Below are 16,199 nucleotides of genomic sequence, written 5' to 3'. Positions count from 1 at the left end.
GATCCCCCACTGGGAAACCAGGTAAGGCATCCTGAAGATGACAGGATAGATAGGCCGGGGGTGTAAGCGGTGTGAGCCGTTGAGCTGACCGGTACTAATATGCCGAGGCCTTAACCCCATCTTCCTCATGTAACCCGAAAGGGTATACGCAAGATTTCCGGTGGCCATAGCGGAGGGGAAACACCCGGTTCCATGCCGAACCCGGCAGTTAAGACCTCCAGCGCCGATGGTACTGCGGGGGGTACCCGTGGGAGAGTAGGTCGCCGCCGGTCCTTTCTTAAACGCAGCCTTCCAGTATGACTGGAAGGCTGCTTGCTTTTTCCGCTACCAACTACCTTAAAACATGCCGAAAGTCATCTCGTTCATACCCATATCCCCATAACCACTAACAACAGCCATCCCCATGACCCTATATCCCGTAACTCCAATAACCATATACCACAATCATATACCATAACCATATACCCAATACCCCGCCCACTAACCAAATAACCCGCACCAGGGCATACCTCGGCATCGGCACAGCACCACCCGGTGGGCGGCTTTTAGGTGAAAGGGGATGGTCGCGTTGCCCTGCGGCTTTCTGTCGCTGATTTTTAAGCAAATCAAAATTCCATTGCTCCCGTTGAATTCCTTAACCGCTTTTGGGATTTTATGGCTTGTTGATCTGGATTTTGTGGCAGGGGTAATGAATTTTAATTTCAAGGTGTACGGCAAGTGGATGTATAATATAACATCCCATGTATGGTACTTGGATTTGGTGGTATAATAACCGATGATTAATATATTGGTTTCTTATATATTCTGGAGGGGTGCTGAATGGTGGATACCAAGCACATGCGATTGGGAGACATCTTGATACAGGCCGGCGTTTTGACTGAGAGCACCTTGAACGCGGCGCTTAAGGAGCAGAAGGTGAGCTCCATGCGGCTTGGTGAGATACTGGTGAAGAACGGTTGGGTTTCGGAGAAACACTTAGCTGAAGCCCTGAGCCGGCAGCTCAAGGTGCCCTTGGTGTCCCTTGCCAGGTACAAGCCCACCCCGGAGGTATTAAAGGTAGTGCCTGAGAACATGGCGAGGCGCCTTGAAGTGGTGCCTTTAAGCCTGTTGGATAATGGCAGACTTCTTGTGGCCACTTCGGATCCCCTTAACGTGGTGGCGCTGGACGAATTAAAGATGGCAACTGGTAGGGAGATAGAGCTTAGCATCGCCATGGTCTCCGAGATAAGGCGGGCGTTTGAGCAGTTCTACCGGGTTCACACCACATTGGAGGAAGCCATGGTGGAGGTGATGGAGGACAAACCATCCGATTCGTCGTTGAACCTGGTGGACGTGGGGGTGGATGATGCCCCGGTGGTGAAGCTGGTCAACTCGATCATGGAGGAGGCAGTTAAAGAAGGTACCTCTGACATTCACATAGAGGTCTTTGAAAGGGGGGCGAGGGTGCGCTACAGGATAGACGGCGCCCTCTTTGATTCCCTTGAGTATCCCAAGAACCTGCATCCGGCTGTTTGCTCCAGGATAAAGATAATGAGCGGAATGGACATATCGGAGCGCAGGAGGCCCCAGGACGGAAGGATCTTGTTAAAGGTTGGCAACAAGAGGGTGGATCTTCGTGTTTCTTCCCTTCCATCCATATTTGGCGAGAAGATAGTCATGCGATTGTTGGACCAGGATAAGGCCATGGTTGGATTGGAGCGGTTGGGCTTCAGCCCCGATGAGAGGGCTCTTCTTGAGGACATGGCGTCCCTTCCGTACGGCATCATACTGGTGACCGGGCCCACGGGGAGCGGTAAATCCACCACCCTTTACTCGCTGCTTGAGGTCATGAACACGCCGGATGTGAACATAATAACGGTGGAGGATCCGGTGGAGTACACGATGCCCGGGATTACCCAGGTGCAGGTGAATGAAAAGGCAGGGCTTACGTTCAGTGAGACCTTGCGGTCCATCCTTCGGCAGGACCCGGACAAGATAATGATAGGAGAGATCCGGGATCAAGAGACCGCCCAGCTGGCCATAAGGGCCGCGTTGACCGGTCACTTGGTACTCTCCACACTGCACACCAACGACGCCCCCAGCGCGGTGGCAAGGCTTTTGGACATGGGGATACAGCCTTTTATGGTCTCTTCGGCCGTGGTTGGCGTTGTAGCTCAGCGGCTTGCTAGGAGGTTGTGCAGTTCGTGCAAGAAGCAGATTGAGCTGCCTGATGCGGTGGCAAGATCCCTTGATTTGCCGCCGGGGACCAGGGTTTTCGCTCCGGTGGGGTGTGACGACTGCAGGAACACCGGATACAAGGGACGTACCGCCCTTTTCGAGATACTCATGGTGGATGAGGAGATAAAGAGGGCCATCGCCGAGGGATCCCCGGTGTATGAGATCCGAAAGTTAGCCATATCCAAGGGAATGACAACTTTGAGAAAGGCTGGAATTAAAAAGGTCTTAGATGGTATAACTAGTGTGGAAGAGATGATGTCTGAGACCATGCAGTAAAACTTGTTTAGCTTTGGAGGTGCAACATGTCGGTTCCGTCATTGAAAGTGCTTTTATATGAGATGGTAAAGCGAAAGGCCAGCGACCTTCACATAAGTTCTTCCAGGCCTCCCATGCTGCGAATAGACGGGATGTTGATACCCTTTGATCTTCCGGACCTTACTCCTAACGACGTGATGGAGTATCTGGGGGATATTCTGCCTCCCGGAAGACATGAGGAGTTCACCCAGAAGAGGGAGTTGGATTTCAGTTTCACCATGGTGTCTTTGGACACCATGCCTCGTTTCCGTGTGAACTGTTTCTTTGAGAAGGGGAATCCCGCCATAGCCATCCGTTCCATCTCCACGGACATAAGGACCATGGATCAGTTGAAGCTGCCGAGGGAGATGGGGCAGGTGGCGGAGAAGATGAGGGGACTTTTCCTGGTCACGGGGCCCACTGGATCCGGTAAGAGCACCACGTTGGCGGCCCTGATCCAGCAGATCAATATGAACCGATCTTGCCACATAGTGACGGTGGAGGATCCCATAGAGTACGTCTTTAGATCTGAGCGGGCCATGATACACCAGCGGGAGGTTGGGGATGACACCATGTCATTCTCCGAGGCTTTGCGCCGTGTCTTGCGTCAGGACCCGGACGTGATAATGATCGGAGAGATGAGGGACTTGGAGACCATCTCGGCGGCCATAACCGCGGCGGAGACTGGCCACTTGGTGTTGGCCACGCTGCACACCCCTGACGCCGCCCAAACGGTGGATCGAATCGTGGACGTGTTTCCCCCTTATCAACAGCAACAGGTTAGGCTTCAGCTGGCCAACATACTGATAGGGATATGCTCTCAGCAGCTGATACCCTTGGACGGCGGCGGCAGGGTTGTCGCCACGGAGCTTCTTTGGGCGACGCCTGGGGTGAGAAACTGCATAAGGGAGGGCAAGACGTCCCAGATTAAGAGCATGATGCAGACGGGAAGCTCCATTGGCATGCATTCCATGGATCAGGATCTGGTGAGGCTCTACAGGGAGGGGATCCTCTCCAGGGAGGCGGTGGAGCAGTACTGCTTTGACCCGAAGGAAGTGGAACACCTGTTGGGGGGACCTGTCTTGGTGCGATGAAAAATTGATTCCTTGACTTTTGTTTTCTGGGTTGTTAAAATAAGGCTAATCATAGCCGGACTAGGCGGGGGGCACAGGACTTGAAGTTCGAGTACCGAGCTAGGAGCGCCGAGGGGGATTTGTCGGGGGTCTTGGAGGCGGGATCCAGAGAGGCCGCCCTTTCCCTCATGAAGGGCAGGGGCTGGGTGCCCTTGGAGTTGAAGGAAGTCCCTGAGGGGGAGCGCAAGCTATTTGGAGGCCTTGCGCTGCTCCAGCCCAAGGTGAAGCTGAAGGATCTTGCGGTGGCCTTCAGGCAGCTTTCCACCATGATATCTGCCGGCATAACCGTGGCGGGGGCTCTTAACATCATAAAGGAACAGGTTCACAGCAAGGCCTTGGCCTCGGCTTTTGAGACCGTATCTAGGGGTGTTATGGCAGGCCGTGGCTTGGCGGACGCCATGAGCGCCGATAAGGCGTTCTCTCCTTTGGTGATATCCCTCATAAGGGCGGGGGAAGAGGGCGGCGTCCTGGACTTGAGCCTTCAGCGGTTGGCCACGTTGCTTGAGAAACAGGAGGCGTTGCGGAAGAAGATCTCCTCGGCGTTGGTCTATCCCATGGTGGTGTTGTCCATCTGCGTGATGGTCATGGGAATATTGGTGTTCGTGGTAATACCGCGGTTCTCTCAGGTGTTTAATCAGATGGGGATAGAGTTGCCGCTGGTGACGAAGTTGGTTTTTGCCTTTGCCCTGGGGGCCAGGGATAACGGGCTTCTTATAGGCTTGGTGTTGGCGATTTTGGTGGTTCTGGTGATGTTGCTGAAGCAGATACCCTCGTTCAGGGCTAGGTGGGACCGGGTTAAGCTTCGTATCCCTTTGATAGGAGATGTCATCTACAAGGGGATAATGGCCAGGAGCTTTAGGACCTTGGGTACGCTGGTGTCCTCTGGGGTGCCGATCCTTCGGTGCCTTGATATGGCAGCGGGGGTCGCTAACAACCATTTTGTGGGCGGAGCCTTTCAGAAGCTTAAGGAGGGTGCGGAGAAGGGTGTGCCGCTTAACGTGGTGGCCAAGAGAGAGAACCTCTTCCCCCCCATGGTATGCCACATGGTGGCCATAGGGGAGGAGACCGGTAAGCTGGAGGAGATGCTGGAGAAGGTGGCGGACTGGTATGACATGGAGCTGGAGGAGAAGGTGAAGGCCCTTACCTCGGCGTTGGAACCCATGTTGATACTGTTCGTAGGCGGAGTGGTGGCGGTGGTCGCCATGTCCATATTCTTCCCCATAATAAGTGCCATCCAAAGCCTCATGTAGGGGCTTAAAAAAAAGGAGGAGATGTAAATGAAGCAGATGTGGATGCGGTTGTTGGGTAAGAAGCGGAAGGGTTTTACGTTGGTGGAGCTCCTGATCGTCATCATCATCATCGGCATACTGGCTGGAGCGATGCTTCTTGTGGCTGGCAGCGGCACCGATAAGGCGGAGGCCACCCGTATCGTAAGCGATCTTAGGACCGTGAAGAGCGCCGCCATGATGTACTATGCGGACAATGGCAGCTGGACCAATAACCTGGATAACCTTAAGTCCTACATGGGCAGCTCTGGAGTTGACACCGCCCAGTTCAAGATGCTTGCCGTTAGCAACGACTACTACATTGGCCGCAATGTGACCAGCTATGGCAACGGCGTTAAGGCAAAGCTGAAGGACATGGCCTCTAAGGACAAGAATCTGTTTGGTGGTACTGACAGCGCCGTCAACACCACCGCGTATAACAACGAGAACTGGATTTACATGCAGGTTCGTTAAGCCCTGGGGGTGTTGACGTGAGACGGGGTTTCTCCTTGGTGGAGGCTCTCATATCGCTGGTCATTCTGGCGGTGGTGTTGCTGGTCCTGGGGGCTTCCATAATGATGTCCCACGCCATGGCCATGCGAACCTCCCAGCAGGAGAATGCCCTGTGGCTTGCGGGAGAGGCTTTGGATGCGCTGGAGTGGGGGGGCAACCCCCCTTCCAGCATTTCTCCCTACAGCCTCTCCTGCGCCTCTTACGATGTTTCGGGGGACAGGGTTCTGGTGGTGACCGTAAGCTGGGACTCAGCCTCCGGCGCCAGGTCTTTGGAGTTCAGGAGGGTGGTGCCCCGTGATCCGGCCCTTAAGGTCAACTAGTCGGGCCTTCTCCCTCGCGGAGGTCCTGATGGCCCTGCTGGTGGGGGCCATAGCGCTTGTGGGTTCGGTTGCCATGTTTTGGCTTTATATATCCCATTACGAGAGGATAGAGCTCTCTTCTAGGGCAAGGATGAGGGCGGAGGAAGCTGTGGCGGTCCTTCAGGACTGGGTGTTGAACGCCGCGGTTGGAGTTTCAGCCGACAAGCCCTCCAAGGCCTTCCCTGGGATTTCTCAGTTTGGTTTCTGGAATGATCTGGTGGAGGTCGTGGACTCCTCGAAGAAGCTTAGGTTGCTGTACGCCGTTCCGAGCGGCGTAACCATAGTGTCCATGGATCGCGCTTCAGTGCCCCCCAACGGGGTGGTCAACCTGGAGCTTGCCGAGAGCCTGCCGTCGGATCTTTATTCCCTTTCGCCCGCTACCATGAAGGGGTGGCTTGTCTTCCCATCCGCAAACCTGCCTTTGCGGATCAATTCTGTCAATGGCAAGGCGGTATCGCTTTTAAATCCTCACTCCCAAGACGTGGTGGTGGCTCCCTTTGATGAGGTGTTCTACCCCAGAGCTTTGGTGGCGGAGCAGAAGGACGGCCAGCTGTACGTGGAGGATGTATCGTTAGGAGCTCCTCAACCCAGAACTGGTGTTGGTTATGCGGATATAAGGTTTGGACTATCCCAGGGGGTGCTTACGTTGCACGTCTTAAGCCGCGGGGACGGTCCTGGCAAGGGGCTGCCGTCCACCTGGCCTTCTTCGTTCGGTACCACCCTTTCTTCTGAGGACAGCAAGGGATATCTGATGCACGTCAGGACCTCCTGGAGGTTGAGGAATCGATGAGAAGGCCTGGATTTGCACTGCCCACCGTCTTAGTGATAATGCTGGCTGGGTTGGGGCTTGTCACAACCGCTTTTTTCTTGGCCAACAACCTGTTCTCCACAACCCAGAGCGTGGTGCAGCAGAAAAAGCTTTATATATCCGCCCAGTCCGGGATCAGCGCCGCTGAGGCGTGGCTGTTGGCTAACACCACCGATAAATCGTTCCCTGACTACGATTCCGCCGCGGATCTATCCGCAACGGGCGTGCTGTCCTCCAAGACGATCAAGGGGATAAACGTGCCCTTCGGCAATCTGGTGGCGGTTTCCTCCGGAGATCAAGGGGTGTTCCGTTCCGAACAGGATGGTACTACAGTTACTACCTTCATATACAGGGTTGACTATCCTAACGTGCCGTCCTATGCGGCTGGTATCCCTCCTCGTCTTGGTGCTTTGGTTTATGCCATGACCGCCGATGTTACCCTGGAGCCCACCATGCCAGGCTCTTCCGGTGGGGTTGGTTCCGTTGGGGAGGCCGGTAAGTTCAGACCCCCAAGCTATGTCATAAGGAGCACCGCCAAGAGGTCCGGGTTTGCCTTGGGGGAGGATAGGACCATGACCGTGGAGGAAGGCATCATAGGCAGGGAGTGATGGAGATGATGGTGAATAAAGTTTTGCGCAAGCCATGGGTTATCCTTGCTGCCCTGGCCCTTTTGGGGGTTGTATCAGCTGGAGGATTGATGGGGGCGGACGATGTCGCCCTTAACCCCTTCTTTAAAGAGGCCCCTAAAGGAATAGGAGAGGGGGTCTCTCCTAATGTGTTTCTGCTCATAGATACCAGCGCGTCGATGCTGTGGTCCACCAGTGGGGACGTCAACGATGTTCCTGCGTCGGGCACCAATTATTCGGGGCCGTCCGGCTCCTCCCCTTACTACGTTCTTCCTAATCCGGTTCCTCACAATCCGGTGGTTGGGGATCCTTATTACTTTTACGAGTCCTCGGAGACCTGGTGTACCTATGGCGATGGATCTCAGCCGTATAAGATGTATACCGGAGAGCAGTACCAATATTGGGGCAGGGATTTAGATTCATCTAACAACAGGGAGGACGATCCCGACTGTTACGCCCAGGATAACGATTATCTGAGGTACAAGCGGGGTAATAAATCCTATGGCCTGGTTCCCAACGACAGCAGGGCGTTTAAGATGAAACTGGTCCTGTGGCGTCTTTTGCGTTCTCCAGAGGTGGTAAGAGACGCGGTCATCGGCGTGGCCACCTATGTCCAGCAGGATTATTCCAGCTGGGGAGATAACAGTCTACCTTGGGCGGATTGGTATCGGGGCATCACCAAGAACGGGACTTTCGCCTATCGCGAGACCAGCTGGCCCAACGGCCGTTTTGGTTATGACTCTCCCAACTCGTCCGGTACCGGTGGTAGTGGTATGACTTATTACGGCAGGAGCGTTCGGTTGAGCCGCGGGGTTTTGATCAGCACCAACGAGGCCAGCAAGAGGGCCATGTTCATAGTCCAGCCTGCCCAGATGTACCAGCTTTCCGGAGGCTCCTATGTAGCCACCCAGATGAGGGACAAGGTTATCCAGTGGTTTGATGGTAGAGAGGATGCCAGCAACAAGGAGCTTCGTTTTGACGGCAAGCGTCCTCTTACCCAGTCCATAGCATTCTCCGAGGGGGCTAACTATGGAAAGCTGGAAGGCTCCCTTCGTGATTTCTTCTGTGCCAGGAAGAGCGGGGTGTACGATACCAACGATTCTCGTCCAAGCAGTGAACCCACATACATAAAGCAATGGTGTCAGGGCAACTACGCCATAATACTGACCGCTGGGGGACAGAACCGGGACAACACCGATCCGGTGGAGGCGGTAAGGGCGCTTCACAACTCCAGGATATCTTACTCGGGATGGGGGGTTGATCCCGCCACTGGTGCTTATAGGAAGTCTCAGCCGGTTAAGGTCTTTGTGGTGGCATTTGTAAACCCTAACCCTACTTCAGATAAGGGTAGGCAGCTTAAGCGAACTCTTGAGAGGATGGCGGACGTGGGAGATGACGGGTTGGAGAACGGCTCTGCGTCGCCGTTTTATGCCAACGATGTGGCTGCCCTTATGGATGCCTTCAAGCGTATTTTTGAGAGCATAAACAGCAACGCCGGTTCCGGTGGAGCTCCAGTTGTAAGTCCTCGCAAGGATGGGGAGGCCTTCGTTTACTCCTCCGCCTTTTCGGTGCCCAATTCCACGAAGGCGATGCAGTGGAAGGGGGATGTCGTGTGCTACGAGATCGATAAGGACGGGAACCAGACGAGGAAGTGGAGCGCCGCTGAGATGCTGAACGTTAAGGAGCATTCGGAGCGGTCCCTTTTTGCGGTGGTCAACGGCGAGGGGCTTAAAAAGGTGTTGAACACCGGTTCTTTCAGCTATTTAGACCAATTGGCCTCCCAAATGGGCCTTTCTTCCAGCGGCGCAAGCGCCTCCACCCAGGCGGAGCTTTTCCTCCGGTGGCTTATGGGGGACAGGACCGTTGAGTACGACGCCAACGGGTTTAAGATCAAATGGGACGAGGATTTGGATGAGAACTATCCCCATAAGAGGGCCGGCCAGAGGTACAAGATGGGAGACGTCTACCACGCCGGTATGGTGGAGCTTACCGTGTACAACTCTAACGGAGGGAAGGACATAGCTCTCTTTGCCCAGGATAATTTGGGGTTGTTGCATGCCTTCGATGTTTCCAATGGATCTGAGCGTTGGGCCTTCGCACCTCCAAACGTGCTTGAGGGGCGCCGTCTTGTGGGGCTTAAACAGTTCCAGGGCGCTTGGCTTCAGACCACCGATCCCATGCAGTCCTACTACTCGGTTCCCCGCTACCTTTTGGACGGTCCATTGGTGGTGGAGAAGACCCGGGAGGGTAGGTATGTGTTGTTGGGGCTCCTTGGAAGGGGTGGGTGTGGATTATATGCCATGGACGTGACTTCCCCGTGGTCTCCCTCTTTCCTTTGGGCGGTGGAGAATCAGGTCTTCGACTTCAAGGGTGATGCCTCGATGCCCGGTTTTGTCGCCTCCCCGAAAGTGGTGATATGGAGTCCCAAGAGCAGGGAGGTCCTTTCGCACGCACAGGCTTATGGGACTAAGAAGGACTACCGGGAGCTTTTCTTCTCCACCTCAACCCCTGTGGTGGGGACTTATGGAGGGGAAGACGTTTTGTTGATGGGCAATGGTTATCCGGGGCCTTCCGGTATGTCCAAACAGGGGGCGGTATATCTTACTTCCCTTTTCACAGGTGAGGTGCGGGGTAGGTTTACCCATGAGAACATGAAGTCGGTGGTGGGGTCTCCTAAGGCTTTGGCGCCATCGGATGGCAGCAGGGAGATAGATCTCTTCTACTTCGGCGATCTGTCCTCTGCGGTTTGGAGGGGCAGCGCATCAAGGGGGGAAGTTTCGTGTATAGTTCCTTCTGGGGTTATCCCAGGGGGTATGGGTATTTCTCACAGCCTTGCCATCGGCAGAAGCGGAGGGGCCTTATGGGTTGCGGGGGTAACCGGTGACGACGGGGGGCTTGATAATCCCTCCGGCACCAGGGCGGCCATGTTCTCCTTCCCCCTGGCCAGAGCGGAAAGCGGAGCCATAACAAAGACCGGTGATCTTAACGGTGTAAACGCCTATGACCAATCCACTGCTGGATCCGCCGATGGCTGGTATATGCCGCTGGATGAATCTGGGGCAAACCGGGAGAGGCCTACGACTCCTCCGGTCATAAAGAACGGATACGCCCTTTTTGCCACCTTTACGCCTTCAAGCGGGGCCTGCGTGGCAGGAACCGGCAGGTTGTACGCGGTGGAGCTGCGAACCGGGAAGAGCGGATGGGGGGGACTTAAGTATCGGGAGGTGGAGAACCTTAAGATAACTGGCATAACCGTATATAAGAACAAGATCTACATGGGAGTTCAGCGGTTTGCGGATATCAGCGATAATGCGCTGAAAAAGGCGTTTGGCAACGATGCCAAGGCCTCGTGGGATAGCGGCCTTGTGACCATATCCCTGCCACCTAACGTTCCGGCCGACAAGGATAAGGTGGGCAAATATGACAGGATCTACTGGAGAAGACGATGATCGCTGGCGGGAGGGGTGAATAGAGTGGGGCTTTGGGTTAGAAGGAAGAAGAGGCTGGCTGGGCTCTTTGTCATGGGAGAAAAGATCCAATACCTGGCCCTGGATACCAAGCGGGGGGGGCTGTCTGTCAAGGCCAAGGCGGAGGTGGACTTGGAGACGGCCCCTTCTCAGCGGGATCTTTGGGCGGATCCCGACATGTTGGAGAACCGTATGCTCAAGATCAAGAGAGAGGTCGGAGCCCGGTGGTTCAGAAGCGCGGTGTTGGGCATCCAGGCGAAGGACGTGATGGTGAAGGTTATACAGCTCCCTAGGGTTGAGGGTGGAAGGGGGCTGAGAGAGCTTTTTAAGATGGATTTTGATAAGCACTTCCCCTTCCCAGTCGGCGAGGCGGTTTTCGACGTTGCCCAAATAGAGCACCCGCTGGATGCGGGCGGGGATGTCACTTATGCGGTGGCCGCGGTTTCCAGGTCGAGGCCGGTTGAGTCCATCATCGAAGTTTGCGGCAAGACGGGCCTTATGGTGGATGCGGTTGAACCAAGCGTGATGGCCGCGTTCAGGGCCATGCAGGGTCCCGAGCCGCCAAGCGATCGTTGTAACCTATACGTCATGGCTGGCTATTATTCTTCCTTTATAGTGGTGTCCTATAGGGACAGCGGAATACTTTATAGGAACGTATCGTATGGTTTTGGCAATGGACAACCCGAAGAGGATGTGTTCGTGTCCTTTGCCCGGGAGATATACTCCTCCGCCAACTTTGTAAACACCCAGCTCAAGGGGCTTGGGATCGGTAAGATATACATAGGCGGGTATGGTCTGCACTATGCGGAGGAGATTAAGGAAGCGGTTTCATCCATGACGCTGATACCGGTTGAAATGGTGGATCCCTGGGAGCTTTGGGAGATTGATGGAGCCCCGGAAGAGCGGTGGGGTTGGGAGGTCACCTTGGGCCTTGCGCTTAGGGGGGTAGATGACGAATGAAGGTTATGTTGGATCTTAGGCCCGAGGGGGTAAGGCCTGTGCAGGCCACGTCCACGGAGGTGAACGTGGCGTTTGTGCCCGTTTTGTTGCTCACCCTTTTCGTGGTGATAGGTTTGGGCAACATAGGTTGGTCTTCATATTTGCTTCTTAAGATGGGCGCCGAGAAGGAGGAAGTGGAGGTGGCCATGCAAGAGGCCCAGTCTTTATCGGAGCGCCTGGCCATGCAGATACAGGTCATGGAGAGGAGGAACAAGACCTTGTCCGACGGTATCTCTTTCCTGCTGGGAGATACCCCTGCGCTGGAGGTGTTAACCACCATAAATGGAGCTTCCCCCAGTGATTTCTTCCTTGAGGGTGTGGAGATAAAGGATGGGCTTTTCTCCGTTGGGGCTGCCGGCAAGGATCAGAACAAGGTGGTTGCCTTCAGCACCGCTTTGAACGGCCAGCCCGTCTTCTCCTCCATTTCAATGCCCGTGACGGAGGAACGTAAGGTGGGAAAGGAAACGTGGTTGGCTGTAACCACTAAGGGTACCGTGTCCGGTTGGAAGGAGTACCTTGGCAAGATCCAAGGAGGGGGTGTTAGTAATGAAAAACCTTAAGATATCCTCCCCTCTCCTGGGGCTTGTGCTGGTGGTGGTTTTTCTGGGAGGCCTACAGGCTTTTATGGCGTACAGGGTGAAGCAGATGGCCGCTGAGGTGGCGGAGATGAAGGTTCAGAAGGCTGCGCTGGATTACGTTAACGAGCAGAGGGCCCTTAAGGTGGAAGCCCTGAAGAAGGCGGAGGTGGAGCTCAGCGGCCTCATGGTCAAGCGTTTCAAGGATGGAGTTGATTTTTACGCCTCCCTCAACACTCTCATGAGCAAAAACAAGATGGAAAAGCCCTTGGTGGTGCCCGTATCCATGGATCAGGGCGTTGTGGCCGCCAAGGTGGATGTGACGGGAAACTACGATTCCCTGCTCTTGCTTTTGGGAGATATGCGCCAAGGTCCCAAGGGGCTTAGGGTTGACTCCCTTTCTGTATCTGCCGCTTCCAAGGACCAAGTTAAGGTCTCCATGTCCGTTAGCGGCCTCTTGGAGGTGACGAGCGGTGACCGGTGAGAACACTGAAAGCATCTTTTACTTGCTAAGCCGCAGGACCCCTGAAGGAAGGGGGCTGAGGTGGGTTTTCTCGATCATCTTCGGCGCTCTGGTGCTGGGTGAGGCTTACGGGGGGTATCTCATAGCCGGAGCCTCTTCCGTGTCCCCTGACACGTTGCGGAGTGCCTCGCCGGAGGTTGCCCAGAAGGACGCCATGGATGAGGTGTCGTTCCAAAGGGCTTACATGGAGCTTAGGCGTTCGTCTTTGCAGACCGCCCAGCTCGCCACCGCTTCCGGCATAAACCCGTTTAACAAGCCTCCCATGGCGGTGGAGGTGCCACCCTTGGAGACTGCTCCTGCGCTTCCTGGCGGCAGCCCCATAGCGCCTCCTCCGGAGGTTCAGCCTCCTATGGTCACCGTAAAGGCCATAATGATATTGGGAGACAAGGCTGCGGCGGTGGCGGACATCGAGGGAGACGGACAGGCGGTAATACTGAGGGTCGGCTCATCCTTCGATGGCGGCAGGGGAAGGGTCGTAAGCATAAGCACCTCTGGTGTTAGGTTCCGGTGGAAGGAGAGGATATACGATGCGGCGCTCCAGTCCAATTAAAGATCGCTACCTCAGCTTGTTTAATAATAGGGGCTTGGCTTTCCTTGGCCTATGTTTGGCGGTTTTGCTCTTCGGAGCTGGTCAGTCCCTTGCGGCCCCAGGAGGGCCCACCGAGGCGGCATCGGGCGACAAGATACCAATGATAAGTGACGTTAGGTGCGGCCAGGGGGGCAGCGATATTGCGGTGTTAGAGTTTACGGGTAGTATGGTGCCTGCCCCCTCAAAGACCCAGCAGGGCAAGGATGGCCTTGAGCTGTTCTTCCCAGCTTCCCTGGAGCCTTCCTTGAGAAATGTGGTCTTTGAATATCCTTTGGTCAACTTCGTAAGCTTCCGCCCCGATGAAGGTGGGGTGTGGATGGCGGTTGGGGCATCCAAACCGGTTAAGGTTCAGTCGGTTTACGGGGCGGGGACGAATCGTTTGGTTGTATCCCTGGCTTCCAACCCCGAGTTGTCTCCCGTGAAGGGGCCCAAGACCCCCCCGACGGTGGTGCCCCGCCTTTCCTCCGGCAAGGATCCCATAGCCCTTAGCGTGCCTGTGGATTTGGCCCTTAGGGATGTGGAGCTTAAGGATGTCTTCCGTATGCTGGGGGAGTTCAGCGGTTACAACATAATCTGCGACCCCACCGTGCCGGCGAGCCCCGTAACCCTTACCGTCAAGAGGGTTCCCATGAAGGAGGTCTTTGCCTATCTCATGAGGACCTATGACATAACCTATGCGGTAATGGGTAAGACAATTCTGGTGGGTAAGGCGGATGCTTTGGCTAAGTCGTTGGGACAGGAGAAGACCAAGGCTTTTGAGATATCCTATGGGGATATAAAGCAGATCTCCGGCCAGGTGCAGACGCTGTTTGACATAACAAAGCCCATCGTGGTGGATGAGCGTCTACGGCTTCTTTACGTCACCGGCAGGCCGGAGCAGCTGGAGGCGGTGGCGAAGTTCCTGAGCCAGGCTGACCATCCGGGCAAGCAGGTGATGCTCCAGGCCAGGATAGTGGAGGTCAAGGATGACGGCATGAAGGAGTTGGAGTCCGTCATAAACGCGGTCTACCGGTATTGGTGGTTCTCATTCAATAGCAAAGGTGGAGTTGCAGGTTACAGCAGGGTAAACGAACCATCGATATACAAAAATGACTCAAACCGGGTTAACAAGCCTGGCGCGGCGGACATAAGCGCCATAGCGGAGAGCGGCAACATAAGCATGATAGACGCAGGCATAAGGGCCCTCGAGACCGCCGACAAGGGCAAGGCCTTGGCCAGCCCTTCGGTGGTGGTGGCCGATGGCAAGGAGGCTAAGATATCCCTTACGGAGAACGTTAAGTACATATCCGCCAGAGACCAGGCGGGGAACCCTACCTACTCGGAGGAGAGGGTGGGGCCCTCCATGGAGTTCCTGCCGGTGGTGGGCAGGGACGGGTTCATCACCATAAAGATGACCCTTAAGACCGGGGAGATAACCAAGTACATAAAGGGTGGTTTGGGTGAGCAGGTTCCCCAGACCAGCACCAGGGAGGTTACCTCGTACGTAAGGGTGAGGGATGGAGAGCCCTTTGTGGTTGGAGGTCTTTTCAGGAATTCGGACAAGTATTCGGAGTATAAAATCCCGGTGCTTGGCGATATCCCGCTTCTGGGGGAGCTCTTCAAGTCCAGAAGCCGCACCAAGGAGAGGGGCGAGGTGGCCATGATAGTGATCCCTCACATACTCGACGTTCCCACGTCTCCCGTGAAGGCCTCCGACGTAACTACTTTGCAGTAACCGCTTAACGGTATTTGCCCAAGGGGGAATGTTGGGGTATCATAGTCGGTGCAATGGACATCCAGAAAATGTGATTTGATGAGATCGGGAGGTTTTCGTTTATGGCTCAGGTAGTGGACACAAGTGACCTTCGCCCAGGTATGAAGATAAAGTGGGAGGGGGGCATGTGGACCATATTGGAGTGCTCCCATCACAAGATGGGGCGTGGGGGCGCCATAGTTAGGGGCAAGCTGAGGAACCTGGAGACCGGCGCTGCCATTGAGCAGTCCTTCAAGTCCGGTGAGCGGTTTGAGCGGATCGTTTTCGATGAGAAGCCAGCTCAATACCAGTACCAGGAGGGGGATAACTACGTATTCATGGACCTTGAGAGCTACGACCAGGTTTACATCCACAGGGACATCTTGGGGGATGTGGCCAAGTACCTGGTGGACAACCTGGAGGTCCAGCTGGAGATGTATGAGGGCAAGATAATGGGCATAGAGCTTCCCAACTCCGTGGTCATGAAGGTGGTGGATACTCCTCCGGGCTTTAAGGGGGACACCGCTTCTGGCAGCGGTAAACCCGCTACTTTGGAGACCGGCCTGGTGGTGACCGTTCCGTTCTTCGTGGAGAACGGGGAGGAGATAGTGGTGGATACCAGGACCGGTGAGTATCTGGAGCGGGCGAAGAAGTAAGGGATAATTTAGATTCCGAGGTTGATAAGAAGGGGGGAGATGCGGTGTCTTCCAGGGAAAAGATAGCGTACCTTAAGGGGCTCATAGATGGGCTTAAGATCTCCGATCCAGACATGTCCAAGGTGTTGTCGGCGGTGGTAGAATCCTTGGACGCCTTGGCGGAGGAGATGGAGGACCAGCGTGGAGTCATAATGGATCAGGGGAGCGCCTTGGAGGAGATCTCCGAGTACCTGGATCAGCTGGATGACGATATATCCTCCTTGGAGGATCGCATCGATCCCTGTTGCCACGATCATGACGAGGATGACGAGGACGGGGAGGAGTATGTGTCGGTTTGTTGTCCCCACTGCCGTAAGGACTTCTTTTACGATCCCAGCTCCTACGATGAGGACGAGGACTTGCTGTGTCCCCATTGCGGTGAGCCCTTCAACAGGCCGGAATAG

General features: G+C 55.1%; 15 protein-coding genes and 2 rRNA genes. All 17 read left to right on the top strand.

All coding sequences use genetic code 11. From position 1 onward, the window contains the following. Nucleotides 1–118: ribosomal RNA gene (locus N2315_05815) — 23S ribosomal RNA — on the top strand; the annotation flags it as partial. 38 nt (nucleotides 119–156) lie between these two features. After that, nucleotides 157–272 (top strand): 5S ribosomal RNA (gene rrf, locus N2315_05810). Between the two features lie 547 nt (nucleotides 273–819). After that, on the top strand, nucleotides 820–2,493 hold the full coding sequence (locus tag N2315_05805) for an ATPase, T2SS/T4P/T4SS family (GenBank protein ID MCX7828708.1): 1,674 nt from the start codon (nucleotides 820–822) through the stop codon (nucleotides 2,491–2,493). Between the two features lie 26 nt (nucleotides 2,494–2,519). Further along, complete coding sequence (locus N2315_05800) at nucleotides 2,520–3,605, top strand: type IV pilus twitching motility protein PilT (protein MCX7828707.1); 1,086 nt, start codon at nucleotides 2,520–2,522, stop codon at nucleotides 3,603–3,605. A gap of 80 nt (nucleotides 3,606–3,685) precedes the next feature. After that, nucleotides 3,686–4,894, top strand: a complete 1,209-nt coding sequence (locus N2315_05795) for a type II secretion system F family protein (GenBank protein MCX7828706.1) — start codon at nucleotides 3,686–3,688, stop codon at nucleotides 4,892–4,894. Nucleotides 4,895–4,921: 27 nt separating this feature from the next. Next, on the top strand, nucleotides 4,922–5,383 hold the full coding sequence (locus tag N2315_05790; protein MCX7828705.1) for a prepilin-type N-terminal cleavage/methylation domain-containing protein: 462 nt from the start codon (nucleotides 4,922–4,924) through the stop codon (nucleotides 5,381–5,383). A gap of 17 nt (nucleotides 5,384–5,400) precedes the next feature. Further along, entirely contained in the window at nucleotides 5,401–5,742 is a 342-nt protein-coding gene (locus N2315_05785) for a prepilin-type N-terminal cleavage/methylation domain-containing protein (protein MCX7828704.1), read from the top strand. Beyond that, a complete protein-coding gene (locus tag N2315_05780; GenBank protein ID MCX7828703.1) occupies nucleotides 5,717–6,571 on the top strand; it encodes a hypothetical protein in 855 nt (284 codons plus the stop codon). Before N2315_05785 ends, N2315_05780 begins: the two co-directional genes overlap by 26 nt. After that, entirely contained in the window at nucleotides 6,568–7,197 is a 630-nt protein-coding gene (locus N2315_05775) for a hypothetical protein (protein ID MCX7828702.1), read from the top strand. The genes N2315_05780 and N2315_05775 overlap by 4 nt, the downstream gene beginning before the upstream one ends. Nucleotides 7,198–7,364: 167 nt before the next feature. Beyond that, nucleotides 7,365–10,664 carry a PilC/PilY family type IV pilus protein gene (locus N2315_05770; protein ID MCX7828701.1) on the top strand — a complete coding sequence of 1,100 codons (3,300 nt, stop codon included), beginning with the start codon at nucleotides 7,365–7,367 and terminating at the stop codon, nucleotides 10,662–10,664. A gap of 24 nt (nucleotides 10,665–10,688) precedes the next feature. Next, the gene (pilM, locus tag N2315_05765; protein ID MCX7828700.1) at nucleotides 10,689–11,642 is read left to right on the top strand and encodes a pilus assembly protein PilM; all 954 of its coding nucleotides are present in this window, start codon (nucleotides 10,689–10,691) and stop codon (nucleotides 11,640–11,642) included. After that, entirely contained in the window at nucleotides 11,639–12,241 is a 603-nt protein-coding gene (locus tag N2315_05760) for a hypothetical protein (protein MCX7828699.1), read from the top strand. Before pilM ends, N2315_05760 begins: the two co-directional genes overlap by 4 nt. Further along, the gene (locus N2315_05755) at nucleotides 12,228–12,740 is read left to right on the top strand and encodes a hypothetical protein (GenBank protein MCX7828698.1); all 513 of its coding nucleotides are present in this window, start codon (nucleotides 12,228–12,230) and stop codon (nucleotides 12,738–12,740) included. Before N2315_05760 ends, N2315_05755 begins: the two co-directional genes overlap by 14 nt. After that, nucleotides 12,730–13,329, top strand: a complete 600-nt coding sequence (locus N2315_05750) for a hypothetical protein (GenBank protein ID MCX7828697.1) — start codon at nucleotides 12,730–12,732, stop codon at nucleotides 13,327–13,329. Before N2315_05755 ends, N2315_05750 begins: the two co-directional genes overlap by 11 nt. 55 nt (nucleotides 13,330–13,384) lie before the next feature. Then, complete coding sequence (locus N2315_05745; protein MCX7828696.1) at nucleotides 13,385–15,082, top strand: hypothetical protein; 1,698 nt, start codon at nucleotides 13,385–13,387, stop codon at nucleotides 15,080–15,082. 101 nt (nucleotides 15,083–15,183) lie between these two features. Continuing rightward, nucleotides 15,184–15,756 (top strand): elongation factor P, encoded by a 573-nt coding sequence (gene efp, locus N2315_05740; protein MCX7828695.1) that lies wholly within the window; start codon nucleotides 15,184–15,186, stop codon nucleotides 15,754–15,756. Nucleotides 15,757–15,800: 44 nt separating this feature from the next. Next, entirely contained in the window at nucleotides 15,801–16,199 is a 399-nt protein-coding gene (locus tag N2315_05735) for a hypothetical protein (GenBank protein ID MCX7828694.1), read from the top strand.

Origin of the sequence: Thermanaerothrix sp. (assembly GCA_026417795.1) — a bacterium.
In the GTDB taxonomy this organism is placed as follows: Bacteria; Synergistota; Synergistia; order Synergistales; family Synergistaceae; genus Thermanaerovibrio.
Note: the sequence above shows the minus strand (reverse complement) of the source record. Positions and strands in the feature narration are given on the sequence as shown.

What these genes read in the sequence shown, in the direction of transcription:
- N2315_05800 (MCX7828707.1), top strand. Translation starts at nt 2,520, where the DNA reads ATGTCGGTTCCGTCATTGAAAGTGCTTTTATATGAGATGGTAAAGCGA.
- N2315_05755 (MCX7828698.1), top strand. Translation starts at nt 12,228, where the DNA reads ATGAAAAACCTTAAGATATCCTCCCCTCTCCTGGGGCTTGTGCTGGTG.
- N2315_05775 (MCX7828702.1), top strand. Translation starts at nt 6,568, where the DNA reads ATGAGAAGGCCTGGATTTGCACTGCCCACCGTCTTAGTGATAATGCTG.
- N2315_05760 (MCX7828699.1), top strand. Translation starts at nt 11,639, where the DNA reads ATGAAGGTTATGTTGGATCTTAGGCCCGAGGGGGTAAGGCCTGTGCAG.
- N2315_05790 (MCX7828705.1), top strand. Translation starts at nt 4,922, where the DNA reads ATGAAGCAGATGTGGATGCGGTTGTTGGGTAAGAAGCGGAAGGGTTTT.
- efp (MCX7828695.1), top strand. Translation starts at nt 15,184, where the DNA reads ATGGCTCAGGTAGTGGACACAAGTGACCTTCGCCCAGGTATGAAGATA.
- N2315_05805 (MCX7828708.1), top strand. Translation starts at nt 820, where the DNA reads ATGGTGGATACCAAGCACATGCGATTGGGAGACATCTTGATACAGGCC.